Raw genomic sequence first — 19,029 nt, 5'->3', positions numbered from 1 at the left:
TGAGATGATAAGACTTAAATTGATGCTTGTATCTTACGCTTAGGCGTAAAATACAGGTAACGCCTTAGTATCGGCAATTTTTGCCACTCAACAGCCCCTTTTTCAGCCATGATCCCCGCAAAAACACACAAACAATCCATCAGACTCACAGCGAGACTCTCTATTATCTCTTTTTGCCGTGTATTACTCAGCATCACTATCTTCTTTTTAGCACATCTGTCGCGCAGTCTTTAAAACTAAATACACGAGATTAGCGTCGTGATACGCCAAAAAGTAAATTGAAACTATTAATCAACGCCCAAAAAAAAAGTGATTGAATATCAATCACTTTAAAATTTTATAAGCGCTTTATCGCTTCCCGATATGTTTATCTAACATCGACAGGAGAGCTAATATAACCTTGATATCCGTCCGCACGTAACGACTTAATGGCCACTAAATGATCGTTATTTTCAATGCCGGTTAAGATCACCTTAATATTTAAACCTCTCGCAATATTAACTAAAGCACGACATAACTCAAAATTCTGTTGATTATGCTCTTGCTCTTGAGAGTCATAACACGATAACGAAAGATCGAGTTTTATATAATAAGGTTTTAACTGCTGTAGGTAACTTAACGAGCCCATCTGTCTCCCACAGTTATCAATACCAAATTGTGCACCACCTTGTGTAATAACATCACAAAGCTCTCGACACACGCTTATATTGGCCGTGATCCCAGCTTCTGGTAGCTCAAAATGCAATTGACCTGGATTAGTTGATCGCGCTAAGTAATGTTTTAACCATTGATGGAATTCTAAGCTGACCAAACTTTCTCGCGATAAATTGATAGCAATTGGCTCTTTTTGGCGCATTAACAATTTATCTAATGCAATGCATTCTAATAAGTTTTCATCAAGCTCAGAGCCTAATCCTAAACGTGCAATATAAGGCATAAATACCCCCGCACGCTCAATTTTATTATTAATTTTTAGGCGACAATAGATTTCACGGTGCATAACCCCACCCGTTAGAGTGTGGTGTATTGGTTGCCATTGGAATATAAATTCCTTGTCTTTCATGGCGGTCGTTAATAACGCGCGCCATTGTTCGCGGCTCATATCTTGTTGCATATCAAGATGGAACCAATGGCTCACTTTATTATTGTTTATCGCATGTTGTAATGCATTATCGGCTTGAGATAAAAACTCCACGCGATTAACGGGATCTTGTCTTTCCACTACACCAATTGAGAAACGACTATTCGCTTCACAGCCTGCATTTAATATTTCTTGATTGATAACTCTGATCAGAGCTTGTAAATAAACCGTGATCTGCTCTTTATCTGCTTGTAAGATCAAAAATGCAAATTCTGTATTTGAGATCCGAGCAATCACTGTTTCATTTAATTGTGGCAATGTCGCTTGTAAGTTTTTTGCTAATAAACGAATGGTTTCATCGCGCACTTGAAAACCAAAGCGGTTATGAATATCTTCGATCCATTCAAAATTCGCTAATAACAACCCACCAAAGTCAGGTGTATCCAACCAACTATTTAACTGACCCGTTAAATATAAACGGTTAGGTAATTGTGAAACAGGATCGCATAATTTATCTTTTTTAAGAGTATCTACTTCATTATCTAAGGCATTAAAAACCAATTTAAGCTGACTGGACATAGAATTTATAGCACCCACTACCTCTGAAAGCTCCGTCGTAGATGGCAATGCCATATCTGGATGAAATTTTCGCTCCGCAATGTCTTTCGCGTGCACCGCCACTTCGTGTAACGGTTTTAAAATACGTTTTAAACGTATTTGTAATACCACTAAAGAGATCAAAAATAAGATACTTAAAACAATTAACGTATCACTCATAATACGCCATAGCTCTTGATAACCAATGCCCGGATTAGAGTCGATTCTAAGTGTTGCAAGCTGTAACCAGCCCGAATTAATCGTTGTTTCTGTATATTGCGTTTCAAATAAATCTAAGTTAATAAACCATTGTGGAACCCCTTCAATGGTAACGTCATTTTCCCACACCTGCTTCTTATTATCGGCAAGCCAAGTAAGTTCAACACGTTTATAAAAACCACCTTCAAATATCACATTAACTAACGTTTCAACCATCACAGTATCACCCGTTTCAAGGTGTGGCTTTAACATTAAACTTAATGACGTACTTACATTAGCTAAATCAGATCCCATCTGATCTTTCATAAACGATTTTGTTTCAGTAAATTGAAAAAACACTAAACTAAGCATTATTACCAAAAATAATCCTAATAATAGTGAATTTATCTGCTTAAACAGGGTCATGTTTTTCTTACTCCAAGTTTAATTTAGGCTGTCTCATTTTTGAAAGCCCCATTCGTTGATTCAAATTTTTCCAGAGTTTGAGGCGTTGAGATTTCCCCACTAACACCCCACGTCCTTTCTCTTTATTTAGCCAAAGCTGTTTACCGTTAAAACTATAAATAGGGATCAAATCTTTACGTAAATTTGCTTTTTTGATACGCCCATCTAAATTGTCAAGAATAAGAGGGATAGATCCCGGTGTTTCATAATACGATACCACCATATGGTACTGATCTAAGCGTAACGCTTTTACCATGGTGATGCGCATCTTTTCATCGGGGATACCGATAGCCAATAAACTAAAATATTTCGCAATCGCAAAATCTTCACAGTCGCCACCATTTACACCTAAGAACTCAATGGGGGTTGCCCAATAATTGCTCTTTCCCCACAGTTTAATATCATCCACAAAATATAATAAATTAAAAAATTGGTTAATGTTTTTTAATTTTTCTATATTTTCAAGATGCTTAGAGCGGGCCATCACAGAAAACCAAGCCCGTCCTCGTTTAGCTGCTCTCTCACCGTAATTTTGTTTTAACGCACGCGTTATTTTTACTTCATCTAAAGAAGTTGAACTCTGCGCAGAGAACAATAACATTGAAAAAGGGAGTAAACACAATATAACTCCGATTATCAATGATTTACGGAATAATTTAGTCTGCATTACGAATGAAATTATTCAATACTTTGATCCACCGTATAAATTGTCCATTTCATATCTGAAATATGCTTCTCACTGCTAATTTCAGCCACAATGCGGCGATTACGCGCATGCACATATTCATCATCGCCTTCCAGTAATAATTGATCAAAGCCATAACCAATTGCTGTAATACGCGAAGCTTCAACCTGATATTCCTCAATCAATATTTTCTTGATCATATCCGCACGTTGCTGCGATAATATTTTATTGTAAGACGCCGTGCCACGATGACTTGTATGCCCTTCTATGGTCACGGTTGTTTGTGGGTATTCATGCATAAATTGAGATAAATGCTCAATCTTAGGAAGATAATTACTGCTAACAACATACGAGTCTGTTTCAAAGTTGATCATTAACTGAGCGCGCACTTTAACGGCGGTTGTAAGTCCACAACCATTATTATTGATATCGGCACCCAGCACAGAGCCAGGGCAGTTATCTCTTGCTAAGATCACGCCATCCGCTTCTTCATCGCTTAAATCAAACTTTTGCTCAGTTGGCTCTTTTGCCATATCAATCGCTTGTAATGAACAGGCCGATACAAAAAAGGTTAATAGCATTATTAAAAATAGTTTCATAATTCAACTCCTCCCGCGAATTGCTCTTCACCTTGCCATGATTTAGGGCGAGTTACTTTTAAGGTATCAACCAATAACCCCATTGCATTCAGTATGCGGTATTGCGCGGTTATTTCTGAGAATTCAGCTTCTAAAAAGTCACGACGTGATTGATAAAGCTCATTTTGTGTATCTAATAAATCCAGTAAGCTACGTTGCCCAATTTTAAATTGCTCAGCGTAATCAGATTGTGTATCTTTCGCAGAAATAACATGCATTTTGATGTATTTCTTTTGCAAGTTTAACTGCTCAAAGGCATCCCAAGAAAGAATGAAACCTTCTTTGACTTGACGTTGCACATTGCGGTTAAGTTCGTATGCTTCACTCTTTTTATAAGCTGTTTCTTTAGAATAAGCTTTATCTTTTCCACCAGAGTATAGATTATAAGAGAAGCGTAACATCGCTTGGAATTCATTATTCTCACCGCCAACATCTCTCGCTCCAGTGCCATCTTCACCGTCTAAATCATCATTAAAGTTTGCATTTAATTCTAATGAGACATTCGGGTAATAAGATGATTTTGAAGACTCATATTGCGCTTTAGCTGAATGAATATCATTGCCAGCCGCACGGATAGTCGGATGGTTATCAAGCGCTAACTGCAAGCCTTGTGCTTGCGTTTTCGGTAGTTTAGAGGCATCCGGCATAGGAATAACTAAATTCTCTGGCTTTTGACCTATTAAACGATAAAAGCTTGTTTTACTGTCAAGTGCATTATTCTTAGCCGCAATAACAATAGAATGCGCTTTTGCAAGACGCCCATTGATCTGCGACAAGTCAGCGGAACTACTAAAGCCTGACTCTGTACGTAACTTTATCATTTCATGAATTTCTTCATGTGAGACTAAGTATTTTTCAGATAGCGCAACTAAGGCATTATCTTTAATAAGATCCACATAAACTTTACTCACTTGTAAAGCCAGATCTTCAGCCTTACTGTGCAAACGCCATTGCTCAGCACTGGTTGCATAACTTGTACGTTCAACTTCACTTTGAGTATGGAAACCACTAAATATATTTTGCTTTAAACTAATGCCCAGCTCGCGGCGCATAAGCTCTTCCGTATTATCGTTACCGTCACGACGAGTACCTGGACTGTCGGTATATTCATAACCAATCCCCCCCGTTAAATCAATAGTCGGTAAATATCCGGCTTCGGCTTGCTCCACCTTTTTCTCATTCACTTTAAACCGAGTATAAGCAACGCGTAATTCGGGGTTGGTGTCTAGCGTATATGCCACCGCTTGTTCAAGTGATTGGCTATAAACACTGCAAGGTAATAATGCAGCTGATAGCACCAGACTCAGAGCATGATACTTACCAACTTTTAGTGTAAAAGCTTTCATGTGGACTTCCTTATTTTTATTTTAGTAATTTGTATTTTAAATTTAAAGTTTGGCTAACAGCCTTTGCTTTGTCTTTAATATTCTCGTAACGCAACTTCTCTAGCACGTAAAATAGGGTTTAAAATGTAATCTAAAACGCTTCTTTTACTTATAATGACATCGACGGTGGTCAACATTCCTGGGATGATCGGCATATTTTCACCCTTTTTACCGATTATCGCTGAATCTTGGGTACGCACTCGAATAATATAAAAGCTATTACCGTCTTTATCTTGTGTTGTATCTGCACTTATGTGCTCCACAACCCCATCTAAACCGCCATAGCGCGTAAAGTCATAAGCCGTAACTTTTACTCGAGCGCGCAGGCCAAGATGAATAAATGCAATGTCTTTCGGTAATATTTTAGCTTCAATTAATAATTTATCTTCTGTTGGAACAATTTCTAGCAATACATCACCCGGTTTAACAACGCCACCTAAGGTTCTAATATGTATTGTTTTAATGGTTCCTATCACGGGTGAAGTTATCAACGCTTTAGTGACTTTATCTTTAACACCTATTTGCGCTTCAGTTATCTGTGAAAAAATAGATTGTAATTCGTTCAGTTTCGCGCGCGCTTCGCTACGATATTTAAGCGCAGCTTCACGGCGTTTTAATATCGCTTCTTCAAAGGCAGCCTGAAGTTTTGGCTTGGAGATCCTTAATGCTCTTAGCTCTCCTCCAATATCATTTGCATTGCGCTCTAATTTTAAGAGTTCAACTAATGGTACTATATTTTTTTTAGCCAATGGCCGTGTTAATTTTAGCTCTCTATTGGCATATTTTAAACTGGTCTGTAGTGTGTATATTTTTGAAGTTAACTCTTTAACTTCTTGCCCACGTTGTTTTATTTGTTGCGCTTGAATCGCAATTTGATTAATGAGTGTATTAATACGTCCATTATATTCTTGTTGTTGGCGCTCTATTAATGTAGGTGATTTTTTCGTCAAATCAACCGGAAAAATTAAAATACGTTTATCAATTTTTATTTGTAACTGCCATTTTTTTACATCCGCGACTAAAATACTGCTTAATTCACTGCGTAAGCGAATAATATTAGCGCGTAAAGCATCCACTTCTCTGTCTTGTTGGGCAAGATCTGATCGAAAACGCGTATCATCAATACGCGCTAACGATTGCCCTTTGATCACTCGCATACCTTCTTTTACATAAAGCTCTTGTAATATCCCACCATCTAAACTTTGGATCACTTGAATGTGAGAGGAAGGGATAACTTTTCCTTCACCGCGCGTGATCCTATCTAATTTAGCGAAATAAGCCCAGATAAAGAAACACACAAACAAGGCGGCTAGCGACCAAATGGTATAACGATGCACACTCGGCGCTTGTGTTAAAATCGCACCGTAAACATCATCGACCATTTCTAAGTCATCTTTATTTATCTTCATTTTTTGGCATCCATCTTAATTGCCCCATTTTTTAATTTTTCTAAAATAACGTCTTTAGGACCATCTGCCACAATATGACCTCTTTCTAAAATAATAATACGATCCACTAACTGCAATAAATGCATTTTATGGGTAATTAAAAAGAGCGTTCTATGTTTTGCTGTTTTTGCCATCGATGACATAAATTGTTTTTCTGCACGCGCATCTAAACTTGCGGTTGGCTCATCTAATAACAATATTTGCGGATCGTTTAAAATCGCACGCGCTAAAGCAACCGCTTGACGTTGACCGCGAGAAAGTGATTTACCACCTTCTCCCACTTGTTGATCTAATCCTTCTGATTCTAAATCAGTAAACATACTGACACCAGAAAGTTGTACCGCTCTTATCAATTGATATTCTGTAACTTGTTTCGTCCCAAACAAAATATTATCTTTGATTGAACCATGAAATAACACGATGTCTTGTGGTAAATAACCAAAGTTACGGCGTAAATCGCTTGGGTGTAACTGCCCTTGATGCAAACCATCATAGCGAATGCTGCCTTGCGTTGGATGGTATAAACCCAACAACAGTTTGGCGAGGGTGGTTTTCCCTGAGCCATTACGCCCTAATATAGCAATGCGTTCACCCGGCTCTACTTTTATCGATAATGGATAAATCGCAGATTTTTCAATATTCGGATACTGAAAACTAACATGTTCAAAAACAATGTGCCCGGAGAGTTTTTTTACACTCGATAAATGCCCTTTATTTTCAAATTCGCCCTCTTGATCCATAATACCGTCGAGTTGGCGTAATGAGCTTAACGTTTGATTATAACGCGTCATTAATGATGCCACTTTTGCCATCGGCCCTACGGCGCGACTAGAAAGCATAACAGCAGCAATAATACCACCCATCGAGATCAAGCCTTCAGATACGCGGTAAACCCCTAAAACGATGACCGCTATTACCGTAAATTGCACAAGAAATCCAGAAACATTGGCAACCGAGTTAGTGATCGTTTTTGTCTTTAATTGCCAATTGGCAGTATGGCCTAACATCTGTTGCCATGAATTTTGAATAATACCTTCTGCACCGTTAGCTTTAATCGATTCAAGTGATGATAAGCTTTCAATTAAATGCCCATGGCGTAGGCCTGAAAATTTATTACATTCTTCAATGGCGATACGCAGTTTAGGTTGTACGTATAGGGCATAACCTAAAATCATAAAGGTAGCAAGAACAGGGAAAACCGCTAAATCTCCCGCGACTAAATAAATAATAAAGATAAAAAACAACGAAAAAGGTAGATCCACTAATGCGGTTAATGTCGCAGAGGATAAAAACTCACGCACACTATCAAATTCGCCCAGTTGTCTTGCCATACCACCAACACTGGGGGCTTGTTTATCCAAAGGAATACCAATCACTTTTGCAAACAATTTAGAAGAGACTTGAATATCTATTTTTTTACCTGCCATATCAATTAAATAGCTACGTAATTGCTTTAATATAAGATCGAATATATAAGCAATAGTACCTCCGATAGCAAGCACCCACAGGCTTTCAAATGCCATGTTAGGGACCACTTTATCGTAAATATTCATCACAAAAAGAGGCGATACTAACGCAAAAATATTAATTAAAATAGACGCGATGATCACATCTCGATAAATAGAAGAAGAGGCTTTGATATGATCCCACAACCAATGTTTTTCTGTCGCATTAATATGCACATCAAACGTTCGATCGCCATGATATTTTTGCTTTATGAGGAATAAATAACCTACATATGTTGATTCTAAGTCTTCTATACTGACACGTTCTTCACCCCCTGTTTCTGGTAATGAAAGGATCGCTTTGTTATTTTTTATATCTAATTCTTGTAATACACACGCTTTTTGATCTTTTAATAAAATAATACAAGGCAATAACATAGCAGGGATATTATTTAAACTTTTACGCGTCAGTTTTGCACTCAGTCCAGCGCGCATGGCGGCTTGTGGTAATAACTCAGGAGAGAGAACACTGCCCGTTAGTGGTAATCCAGCAGATAACGCCTCTGCAGAGCAAGGGGCACCAAAATGTTCACTTAATAAGACTAAACAATCAAGCAAGGGATCTTGATTGAGGTTTTCTGACGATTGGATGGCCCATTGTTTATTCATTTACTTTCCCGAAGAAGTCGACTGTTACAAAATATTATGTGAGCTACTGATAGTAGTTAACTATTATAAAGATAAAATAGAGATATCTTGTCTTTTGACTCTTTAATTTATTATTTTTTTATGAAATTTAGATATACAACCTGTTACATATACAAAAAAAATATATTTTATCATAGACATAGAAAAAGTCTCTGTGATTAAAGAGACTTTTTCATTATATTTTTATAATATGCGTTTTTTAGAGTACCTCTTATATCTGTTCCTCGGTGATATCAAGGATCATTCCCGTCGGATCTAATGCAATATTATCGGATAGTATTAAAGCACTGCCCGCCTCTGCGTTGAGTAAGTTATTCACAATGATGACATCACTTTGCCCCTGCACAAGATCGACGTTCTCAAGAATGATCATTTGATCTGCACTTGCGCCATCGTGCTCTGCATTGCCATTACTGAAAATCTCAATACTGGTATTATGACCATCAAAAGTAAAGTTTAAATAATCGTCGATATTATGACCGGCTTCAACATGGAGCAATTCACTAAGGTCGAGTTTATCCCCTTCTGCTACATTAAAGTCTTGGATAAGATCGGTTCCACTGTCTCCATCATTCCAAACAAAGGTATCGATTCCAGTACCACCAATCAGTAGGTCATTTCCTTGACCGCCAGTAAGTACGTCAGCACCATTACCACCGATTAAAATATCCGCACCCGCATCGCCCGCTAAAACATCATCACCACGGCCACCTTGTAATAAATCATTACCGACACCGCCCTCTAATGTATCATTACCATCACCAGCAATTAATTGATCATTGCCCTCTCCCCCGGAAAGGAAGTCATCGCCGGCAACAAAACCATATCGCTCAGAGTCGCCAATTAATAGGTCGTCGCCAGCTCCGCCATATATAATGTCATTACCTGCACCACCATCTAATTGATCATTACCGCCTTTACCGTGTAATGTATCATCGCCTTCGAATGCTTCTATTTTATGATCGCTATCATCAGTTGCCGTAATGTTACTATTTTTGTAATCACCATCAGCGATCTCAACAGAAAAATTACCATCCAACTCACTCTCAAAAGTATGAGAAACATTATATATTGAACTTTTCACTTCAATATTTAACGTCGTTTGTGCGCTATTTTGATTCGTATCTACAAAATTAATCAATATTTTTTCATGCTGATCGGTGCTTACATTATTCGCTGTAAAACTATAATTACCATTATCAAAGTTAATAACTAAAGTGCCATTAGCGGTGCTCAATGTAGCACTGTGACCCTCACTAAATACATTACCACCTTCATAAATTCGCGTTCCATCAAAACTATAGGTTTTATCACCAATAATAACGGAACTGATTTCCACATTTAATGAATCATTAATTGAAGAGATAAAATCGCCATCGACAGAAGGCGTCAGTAGTACTTCTAATAAGTCAGATAGTTTTGCAGGATCATCAAGTAACACGGGTGCATTTTCTGGTGATATCACTGATAACTCATCTATCACTAAAACTTGATCACCCGCCGATATTTGTATCCCAACCGTATTAATACTGTCTATGTTGTAATTCGACGTAAAATCATTCCATTCTTGTTCAACTGGATTATTGATAATTGACTGTCCAGGCTTACCATCACTTAAAAAGACAATATTCGTATCTTTACTAACATCAATATCGCCACTAGCGACACCTTGTTCAAATTCAGACATTACCGTTTTTAATGCATCTTGGTAGTTTGTGCCACCATAGGCATCCGCATTTAAGTTCTCAATATACTGCAATATTGACGCTAAGCCTTCTGGTCCACCATCTAAAGTGACCCAATGTGAGCTAAAGATATTATTTTCAAAGGCCACTAAATTTACATTAACAACGCCCAACGTATTTTGTATTTCTAATAAATTACTTAATGCAGTTTTTGCAAAATCTAATCTGTTTTGGTCACTTCCCTCTATAGACCCATTCATACTTCCTGAAATATCTAGTACTAAAATTAAATTTGTTTCCGCTATTTCAGGCTCAGAAATAACTAAATTAACCGTTTCCTCGACTATAATTGGTGTACCCGTAACACTCTGTGTGGTGCTAGTTGTATTTTGTCCATTTTCATTGTCATTTTGCTCGGTCGCGGTGACTTTTATATCAAGCGTGAACATATTATTTTGATCTTCAGGTAAACGGATGCTTACAACGCCATCAAAATCAGACTGACCTTCGTCTATTTTAATTACCCAAACACCCTCTTCTGATTTTGTCGCTCCAATAACGATGGCTGCGTCTGGTACGTCATGGATCTCGATGATCATCGATTCGCTGCCGTCAAGATCATTTAAAGACGCATTAATATCAACGTCATACTCTACAACCGAAATGCCTTCCGCAATAAACGATCCATCGGCTTGCACCAGATAAACACCATCAGCAAATACTAATCGATCAATATTGTATAAATTATCACCCGAACCGGATGAGTCATTACCTAAATGATCAACAATATTAAGATGGCCATTGTTTGTAGCAAAATCATTTGCATTAATAGTGTAATCACTGGCATTACCACTAAAAATAACAGTGTCAAATTCAGAGCTTCCATAAATAGCATCATTTTCTTGGGCTGCTATAAATACATTATCAGCGCTTGCAAGGGCCTCTGTATAGGTTTGATAATCAAACGTTTCTGAGTTTAAATCACTGCCGTTAAGTAACGAGATATGTGCATCACTGATGCTTGTTTCTAGGTTTGGAGCATCTACAACGGCCTGTACTTCAACATGTAGTTGCACTTGTTGAGTCGTTTCTTCATTTTGAGCATTAATGCTCGTTGACGTAATACTCAAATCAAAATCTTGATCGCTATTTTTTGGCGGTATGATTTTAAGATCGGTTAATTGCTCGGGACTTAGCGTCGCATTGCCATCTGTAATATTAATGATAACGCCCGCGCTTAATAACACCGCACCCACGGGGATATCCCCAATATTAATACTTGTTACACGACTGCTACTATCGATTGTCTCAACATTAATATTTAAAGGTATTTCGTTATCTTCATTACCATGTGCTTCTTGTACGTTTAGTAGCGTTGCATCATTTTCTCCGGTTACCTGGATGATAACCTTAGCAGAATCTGATAATTGTCCGTCAGAAATAGTGTACTCAATAGCAACCGTTTCCTCTTCACCTAAACTTAAATATTGTGCAGGGAAAAATTGAATTTTTCCATCAACTAATTTTGCAGTACCTACTATTTGACCCTCTTTAATAATCTCTACCGATTGGCCATCTTCGGACACTTCTTGTCCTTGAATATGCGTGATAGTAAGTTTATCACCATCCACATCGGTATCATTTTCGAGGACATCGATAGTAATATTCTCATCTTCATTGACGACAATGTCACCTTTATTGGGATCAGTAATTGCATCTTTTATCTGATCATTTAAAGAGACATTCACCGATGATTCATTATTATTTAAATCTAATTCAATAACACTTTGACTCGTACTACCATCCGCATTACCCGTCGAGATATGTATTTCATCCGTTAAAGTAGAAGATAATGTCATATTTTGCACTACATATGAGCCGTTTCCGCCTTGCGTTGATAACTCAAAAGAGACGATAGGTTTATCTGAATTAAATACATAGACATCGCTATGTTCACCACTCTGCCTGTATCCTGATTGTTGCTCTGAGCTACCATCTGCAAAATAAGCAGTAATAACAACTTCTGTCGCATTATCACTTGATTCATCAAACCAAGTGCCTAAGCCTCCTAATGTTAAGCTTACTTCATTGACATACTCGCCCTGTATTTCAATCAGTAATGTTTCATTACCATTGATCCCATTTGCAGATGCATTACCAATTCCTAAACCAACATGAGTACCTTCACTATTATAAGCAACGAGTGAACCTTCAGATATAGACGTTGTGATAAATACACCATTACCGGCATCAAAAATTATTTTACTTGCATCGCCCGGTACCGGTGTTCCCCATTGACTAAAATCACTATCTAAAACATGATCGAAAGAGCCTACACCAATATCTTTGGTTATACTCTCAATGGCCTCTGTATCAGGAACAAAACGGACATTCGTATCTTCTGGGTATTTTTCGCCCAGTTGCATCGCAACCCAATTTCCCTCGATTTCAACTTCAACAACCCCATATTCGGGCGCTTGATCTAAGCTTATGCTTGTATCATAAGTAGTTTGTGTATCATCTATTGCGTCAGGTGCATCATTAACAGGGGTAACTGTCACTGTTGATTCTATCTCTGTTGTTGCACCATCATCATCGGTAATACTTACCGTAATAGTTGCTTCACCATTAAAGTTTTCTGCAGGAATAAAGGTATAGGTTCCCTCCGTTTCATTAATAACAACGGACCCTTCTGAAGGGTCAACACTTGCCGTTATTGACGTGATAGTACCGTCAATATCTCGGATGTTATATGCAACTTCAACCCCTTCAGGCGTGTCCTCCGCAACTGTGCCATTATTTATCAATATTTCTGGGACATCGTTAATATCATTAACAGTCACAGTCACAGTCGCTGTTTTGCCTTCTGAATTAGTGTAAGTGAAACTGTCTTCACCATGGAAATTCACATAAGGGGTATATTCTAGCGTACCGTCTGCATTGACCGCGACGCTGCCATTAGCACCTTGTGTGTAGCGAACTATCGTTGCATCATTACCATCAATATCGGTGTCATTGGCCAGTACATTAATACTAACGGTGCCATCTTCATCCACAATCGCAGTATCATCTGCGATAACCGTCTCATCATTAACAGGATCAACCGTTACGTTGACCGTCGCGGTATTGCCTTCTGAATTGGTGTAGGTGAAACTGTCTTCACCATGGTAATTGAGATTAGGGGTATATTCGAACGTGCCATTAGAATTCACCGAAACGATACCGTGTTCAGGTTGTGTATAACTGGCAAGCGTTGCATTATTACCATCAATATCCACGTCATTAGCAAATACATCAATAGACACACTGCCATCTTCATCCACGCTAGCATTATCATCTGCAATGACGGTAGCGTCATTGACAGGTGTGACGGTTACCGTTGATTCAATACTTGTGATTGCACCATCATCATCGGTAATGCTTACCGTAATAGTTGCTTCGCCATTAAAGTTTTCTGCAGGAATAAATGTATAGGTTCCCTCCGTTTCATTGATAACAACGGACCCTTCTGATGGGTCAACACTTGCTGTTATTGACGTGATAGTACCGTCAATATCTCGGATGTTATATGGAACTTCAACCCCTTCAGGCGTGTCCTCCGCAACCGTGCCGTTATTTATCATGATTTCAGGAACATCGTTAATATCATTAACCGTCACATTAACTGTCGCTGTTTTACCTTCTGAATTAGTGTAAGTGAAACTGTCTTCACCATGGAAATTCACATAAGGGGTATATTCTAGCGTACCGTCTGCATTGATCGCGACGCTGCCATTAGCACCTTGTGTATAGCTGGCGATCGTCGCATCATTACCATCAATATCGATGTCATTGGCCAGTACATTAATACTAACGGTGCCATCTTCATCCACAATCGCACTATCATTTTCGATAGCAGTCTCATCATTAACAGGGTTTACTGTTACGTTGACCGTCGCGGTATTGCCTTCTGAATTGGTGTAAGTAAAACTATCGGTGCCATTAAAATCAGCATTAGGCGTATATTCTAATGTGCCATCAGCGTTTAATGCTACCGACCCATTCGCACCTTGCGTAAAGGTATCAACCGTCGCATCATTACCATCTATATCGGTGTCATTGGCCAGTACATTAATAGAAATACTGCCATCTTCGTCCACACTCGCAATATCATTAACTACTACGCTATCATCATTAACAGGATTTACTGTTACTGTTGACGTCTTCGTTGTCATATCACCATCGTCGTCTGTACTGCTGATAGTGATGGTCGCATCACCATTAAAGTTTTCCGCAGGCGTAAATACATACGAAGTGCCATCACTACTCAGAACAACCGTTCCTTGTGCAGGATCAACGCTCACAACTGTCGATGTGATCGTGCCATCTACGTCATAAACATTAAAAGAGACACTAATACTACCGTCATCTTCATCCATTGTGCCGTCATCGACAGATAAAACGGGAGGAGAGTTCACAGGAATAACGGTTACTGTTGAGGTAGTCGTTGCCGTTGCACCATCATCATCAGTTGTCGTTAAGGTAATAGTCGCATCACCATTAAAATCTTCTGCAGGTGTAAAGGTATAAGTTCCGTCATTATTAACTACAACGGTCCCTTCACTTGGATCAACGCTGGCAACGGTGCTTTCTATCGTGCCATCAATATCCGTCGCCGTAAAAGTGACCGTGATAGTACCTTGTTTGTGACCTATTTCACCGTCTGTAGATTCAATTTGAGGTCCATCATTAATATCATTAACCGTAATATTAACGGTTGCTGTCTTGCCTTCTGAATTGGTGTAGGTGAAGCTATCAGGACCATGATAATTTTCATTAGGCGTATATTGCAACGTACCGTCAGTATTTAATGTAACAATACCATTCGCACCTTGAGTAAAGGTATCAAGCGTCGCATCATTACCATCTATATCGGTATCATTTGCCAGTACATCAATCGCAACCGTGCCATCTTCATCTACGCTTGCACTATCATCTACGATCACAGTGTCATCATTAACTGGGTTTACTGTTACGTTAACCGTCGCAGTATTGCCTTCTGAATTGGTGTAGGTAAAACTATCGGTGCCATTAAAATCAGCATTTGGCGTATATTCTAAGGTGCCATCCGCGTTTAGTGCTACCGACCCATGCGCGCCTTGCGTAAAGGTATCAAGGGTCGCATCATTACCATCAATATCGGTATCATTGGCCAGTACATTAATAGACACACTGCCATCTTCGTCCACACTCGCGATATCATTAACCACTACGCTATCATCATTAACAGGGTTAACCGTTACATTGACCGTCGCAGTATTGCCTTCTGAATTGGTGTAGGTAAAACTATCGGTGCCATTAAAATCAGCATTCGGCGTATATTCTAAGGTGCCGTCGCTGTTTAATGCAACCGTGCCATTCACACCTTGGGTAAATACATCAATCGTCGCATTATTGCCATCTATATCGGTATCATTGGCCAGTACATCAATCGACACACTGCCATCTTCGTTAACACTCGCAATATCATTAACCACTACGCTATCATCATTAACAGGGTTAACCGTTACGTTGACCGTCGCAGTATTACCTTCTGTATTGGTGTAGGTAAAACTATCGGTGCCATTAAAATCAGGGTTTGGCGTATATTGCAGCGTGCCATCGCTGTTTAACTTTACCGATCCATTTGCGCCTTGAGTATAAGTATCAAGCGTCGCATCATTACCATCAATATCAGTATCATTGGCCAGTACATCAATCGACACACTGCCATCTTCATCCACACTCGCAATATCATTGACAATGACGCTATCATCATTAACAGGGTTAACCGTTACATTGACCGTCGCAGTATTGCCTTCTGAATTGGTGTAGGTAAAACTATCGGTGCCATTAAAATCAGCATTTGGCGTATATTCTAAGGTGCCATCCGCGTTTAGTGCTACCGACCCATGCGCGCCTTGCGTAAAGGTATCAAGGGTCGCATCATTACCATCAATATCGGTATCATTGGCCAGTACATTAATAGACACACTGCCATCTTCGTCCACACTCGCGATATCATTAACCACTACGCTATCATCATTAACAGGGTTAACCGTTACATTGACCGTCGCAGTATTGCCTTCTGAATTGGTGTAGGTAAAACTATCGGTGCCATTAAAATCAGCATTCGGCGTATATTCTAAGGTGCCGTCGCTGTTTAATGCAACCGTGCCATTCACACCTTGGGTAAATACATCAATCGTCGCATTATTGCCATCTATATCGGTATCATTGGCCAGTACATCAATCGACACACTGCCATCTTCGTTAACACTCGCAATATCATTAACCACTACGCTATCATCATTAACAGGGTTAACTGTTACTGTTGACGTTGTCGTTGACGTATCACCATCATCATCCGTACTGCTAATTGTAATGGTCGCATCGCCATTAAAGTTTTCCGCAGGGGTAAATATATAGGAAGTACCATCATTACCTAGAACAACCGTACCTTGCGCAGGATCAACGCTCACAACCGTCGAGATGATCGTGCCATCAACATCATAAGCAGTAAAAGATATGCTAATACTGCCATCATCTTCGTCCATGGTGCCGTCATTAGCAGATAATACGGGCGGAGAATTCACGGGAATAACGGTTACCGTTGAGGTAGTCGTTGCCGTTGCACCGTCATCATCTGTCGTCGTTAAGGTAATAGTCGCATCACCATTAAAATCTTCTGCCGGTGTAAAGGTATAAGTTCCATTACTATTAACGACAACAGTACCTTCGCTTGGATCAACAGTGGCAACGGTACTTACGATCGTGCCATCAATATCCGTCGCCGTAAAAGTAACAGTAACAGGTCCTTGTTTGTGAACTATTTCACCGTCTTTAGATTCAATTTCAGGGGCGTCATTAATATCATTAACCGTAATATTAACGGTCGCAGTATTTCCTTCTGTATTCGTGTACGTAAAACTATCAGGACCATGATAATTTGCAGCTGGTGTATATTGCAACGTACCGTCCGCGTTTAATGTAACCGACCCATTAGCACCTTGCGTAAAGGTATCCACCGTCGCATTATTGCCATCAATATCAGTATCATTGGCAAGTACATCAATCGCAACCGTGCCATCTTCATCCACGCTCGCACTATCATCTACGATCACAGTGTCATCATTAACAGGGTTTACTGTTACGTTAACCGTCGCGGTATTGCCTTCTGTATTGGTGTAGGTAAAACTATCGGTGCCATTAAAATCAGCATTAGGTTTGTATTCTAAGGTGCCATCACTATTTAATGTAACCGACCCATTCGCACCTTGCGTAAAGGTATCAACCGTCGCATTATTGCCATCAATATCAGTATCATTGGCAAGTACATCTATCGCAACAGTGCCATCTTCATCCACGCTCACACTGTCATCTACGATCACAGTCTCATCATTAACAGGGTTTACTGTTACGTTGACCGTCGCGGTATTGCCCTCTGTATTGGTGTAGGTAAAACTATCGGTGCCATTAAAATCAGCATTAGGTTTGTATTCTAAGGTGCCATCACTATTTAATGTAACCGACCCATTGGCACCTTGCGTAAAGGTATCAACCGTCGCATTATTGCCATCAATATCAGTATCATTGGCAAGTACATCTATCGCAACAGAGCCATCTTCATCCACGCTCGCACTGTCATCTACGATCACAGTCTCATCATTAACAGGGTTTACTGTTACGTTGACCGTCGCGGTATTGCCCTCTGTATTGGTGTAGGTAAAACTATCGGTGCCATTAAAATCAGGGTTTGGGGTGTATTCTAAGGTGCCATCGCTGTTTAATGCAACCGTGCCATTCGCACCTTGGGTAAAGGTATCAACCGTCGCATCATTACCATCAATATCAGTATCATTGGCAAGTACATCTATCGCAACAGAGCCATCCTCATCCACACTCGCAATATCATTAACCACGACGCTATCATCATTAACAGGGTTAACCGTTACTGTTGAGGTAGTCGTCGCCGTCGCGCCATCATTATCTGTTGTCGTTATGGTGATAATTGCATCACCATTAAAATCTTTACTCGGCGTAAAGGTATAAGTCCCATCAGTATTAACGACTACCGTGCCTTGCTCAGCCGGTACACTCGCGACCGTTGATACGATAAATCCATCAAGATCTGTCGCACTGTAAGAAAGGGTTAAACTACCCGCATCTTCATCCATTGAGCCATTTTCAACGCTTAACTGAGGCCCAACTAACGCTTGAAAGCCTTCTCTATTCTCATCAAATATTGGGGTGTTGGTCTGCGTTAAGAAACCCTCAGTTTGAAATTCTGAAGACGCTAATGTTTCGTTTGCATCACGCAAAAAAGTGATCGGCTCAGAATGACCGCCCGCCCCCTCATCACCAGCAGCCGTTTCAACATCATCAATTAAAGCATCATCTTTTTCAATAAGATCTTGGATCGCCTCAATTTCATCAATTAATTGCGCATTAACATCTAACATAGGATCTTGCTCGTTAAGCGTTGCTTCATTGATGCTCAACTTCTCCTCTGATGCTAAATTTTCTTTATTATCATTAGTGTTAGTTGTGTTTTTAGCCATGATGTCTTCCTTTTGCTTTTATTTGCGTATCTACTAATGTAACAAACAAAGATGTTTTTTAACATTAACCACTGAAATCAACAGGTTGGGGAGCTTTAAAGATAATACCTATCTT

General features: G+C 39.4%; 8 protein-coding genes. All 8 read right to left on the bottom strand.

Annotated features, from left to right (window positions below):
- Nucleotides 1-14 precede the first annotated feature (14 nt).
- Nucleotides 15-194 (bottom strand): hypothetical protein, encoded by a 180-nt coding sequence (locus PCNPT3_RS04680; RefSeq protein ID WP_041771256.1) that lies wholly within the window; start codon nt 192-194, stop codon nt 15-17.
- Between the two features lie 173 nt (nt 195-367).
- Nucleotides 368-2,302, bottom strand: a complete 1,935-nt coding sequence (locus tag PCNPT3_RS04675) for a bifunctional diguanylate cyclase/phosphodiesterase (protein WP_015464720.1) — start codon at nt 2,300-2,302, stop codon at nt 368-370.
- 7 nt (nt 2,303-2,309) lie between these two features.
- Complete coding sequence (locus PCNPT3_RS04670) at nt 2,310-2,942, bottom strand: transglutaminase-like cysteine peptidase (RefSeq protein WP_232207383.1); 633 nt, start codon at nt 2,940-2,942, stop codon at nt 2,310-2,312.
- Nucleotides 2,943-3,019: 77 nt separating this feature from the next.
- On the bottom strand, nt 3,020-3,625 hold the full coding sequence (locus PCNPT3_RS04665) for an OmpA family protein (protein ID WP_015464718.1): 606 nt from the start codon (nt 3,623-3,625) through the stop codon (nt 3,020-3,022).
- Nucleotides 3,622-5,010 carry a TolC family outer membrane protein gene (locus tag PCNPT3_RS04660; protein ID WP_015464717.1) on the bottom strand — a complete coding sequence of 463 codons (1,389 nt, stop codon included), beginning with the start codon at nt 5,008-5,010 and terminating at the stop codon, nt 3,622-3,624. The genes PCNPT3_RS04665 and PCNPT3_RS04660 overlap by 4 nt, the downstream gene beginning before the upstream one ends.
- A gap of 74 nt (nt 5,011-5,084) precedes the next feature.
- Complete coding sequence (locus PCNPT3_RS04655) at nt 5,085-6,458, bottom strand: HlyD family type I secretion periplasmic adaptor subunit (protein ID WP_015464716.1); 1,374 nt, start codon at nt 6,456-6,458, stop codon at nt 5,085-5,087.
- Complete coding sequence (locus PCNPT3_RS04650) at nt 6,455-8,611, bottom strand: type I secretion system permease/ATPase (RefSeq protein WP_015464715.1); 2,157 nt, start codon at nt 8,609-8,611, stop codon at nt 6,455-6,457. The genes PCNPT3_RS04655 and PCNPT3_RS04650 overlap by 4 nt, the downstream gene beginning before the upstream one ends.
- Before the next feature lie 250 nt (nt 8,612-8,861).
- Nucleotides 8,862-18,914 (bottom strand): tandem-95 repeat protein, encoded by a 10,053-nt coding sequence (locus tag PCNPT3_RS14120; protein ID WP_015464714.1) that lies wholly within the window; start codon nt 18,912-18,914, stop codon nt 8,862-8,864.
- Nucleotides 18,915-19,029: the final 115 nt, after the last annotated feature.

Source organism: Psychromonas sp. CNPT3 (assembly GCF_000153405.2).
GTDB lineage: Bacteria > Pseudomonadota > Gammaproteobacteria > Enterobacterales > Psychromonadaceae > Psychromonas.
The sequence above is the reverse complement of the archived record's forward strand: the minus strand, read 5'-3'. Positions and strand labels throughout refer to the sequence as shown.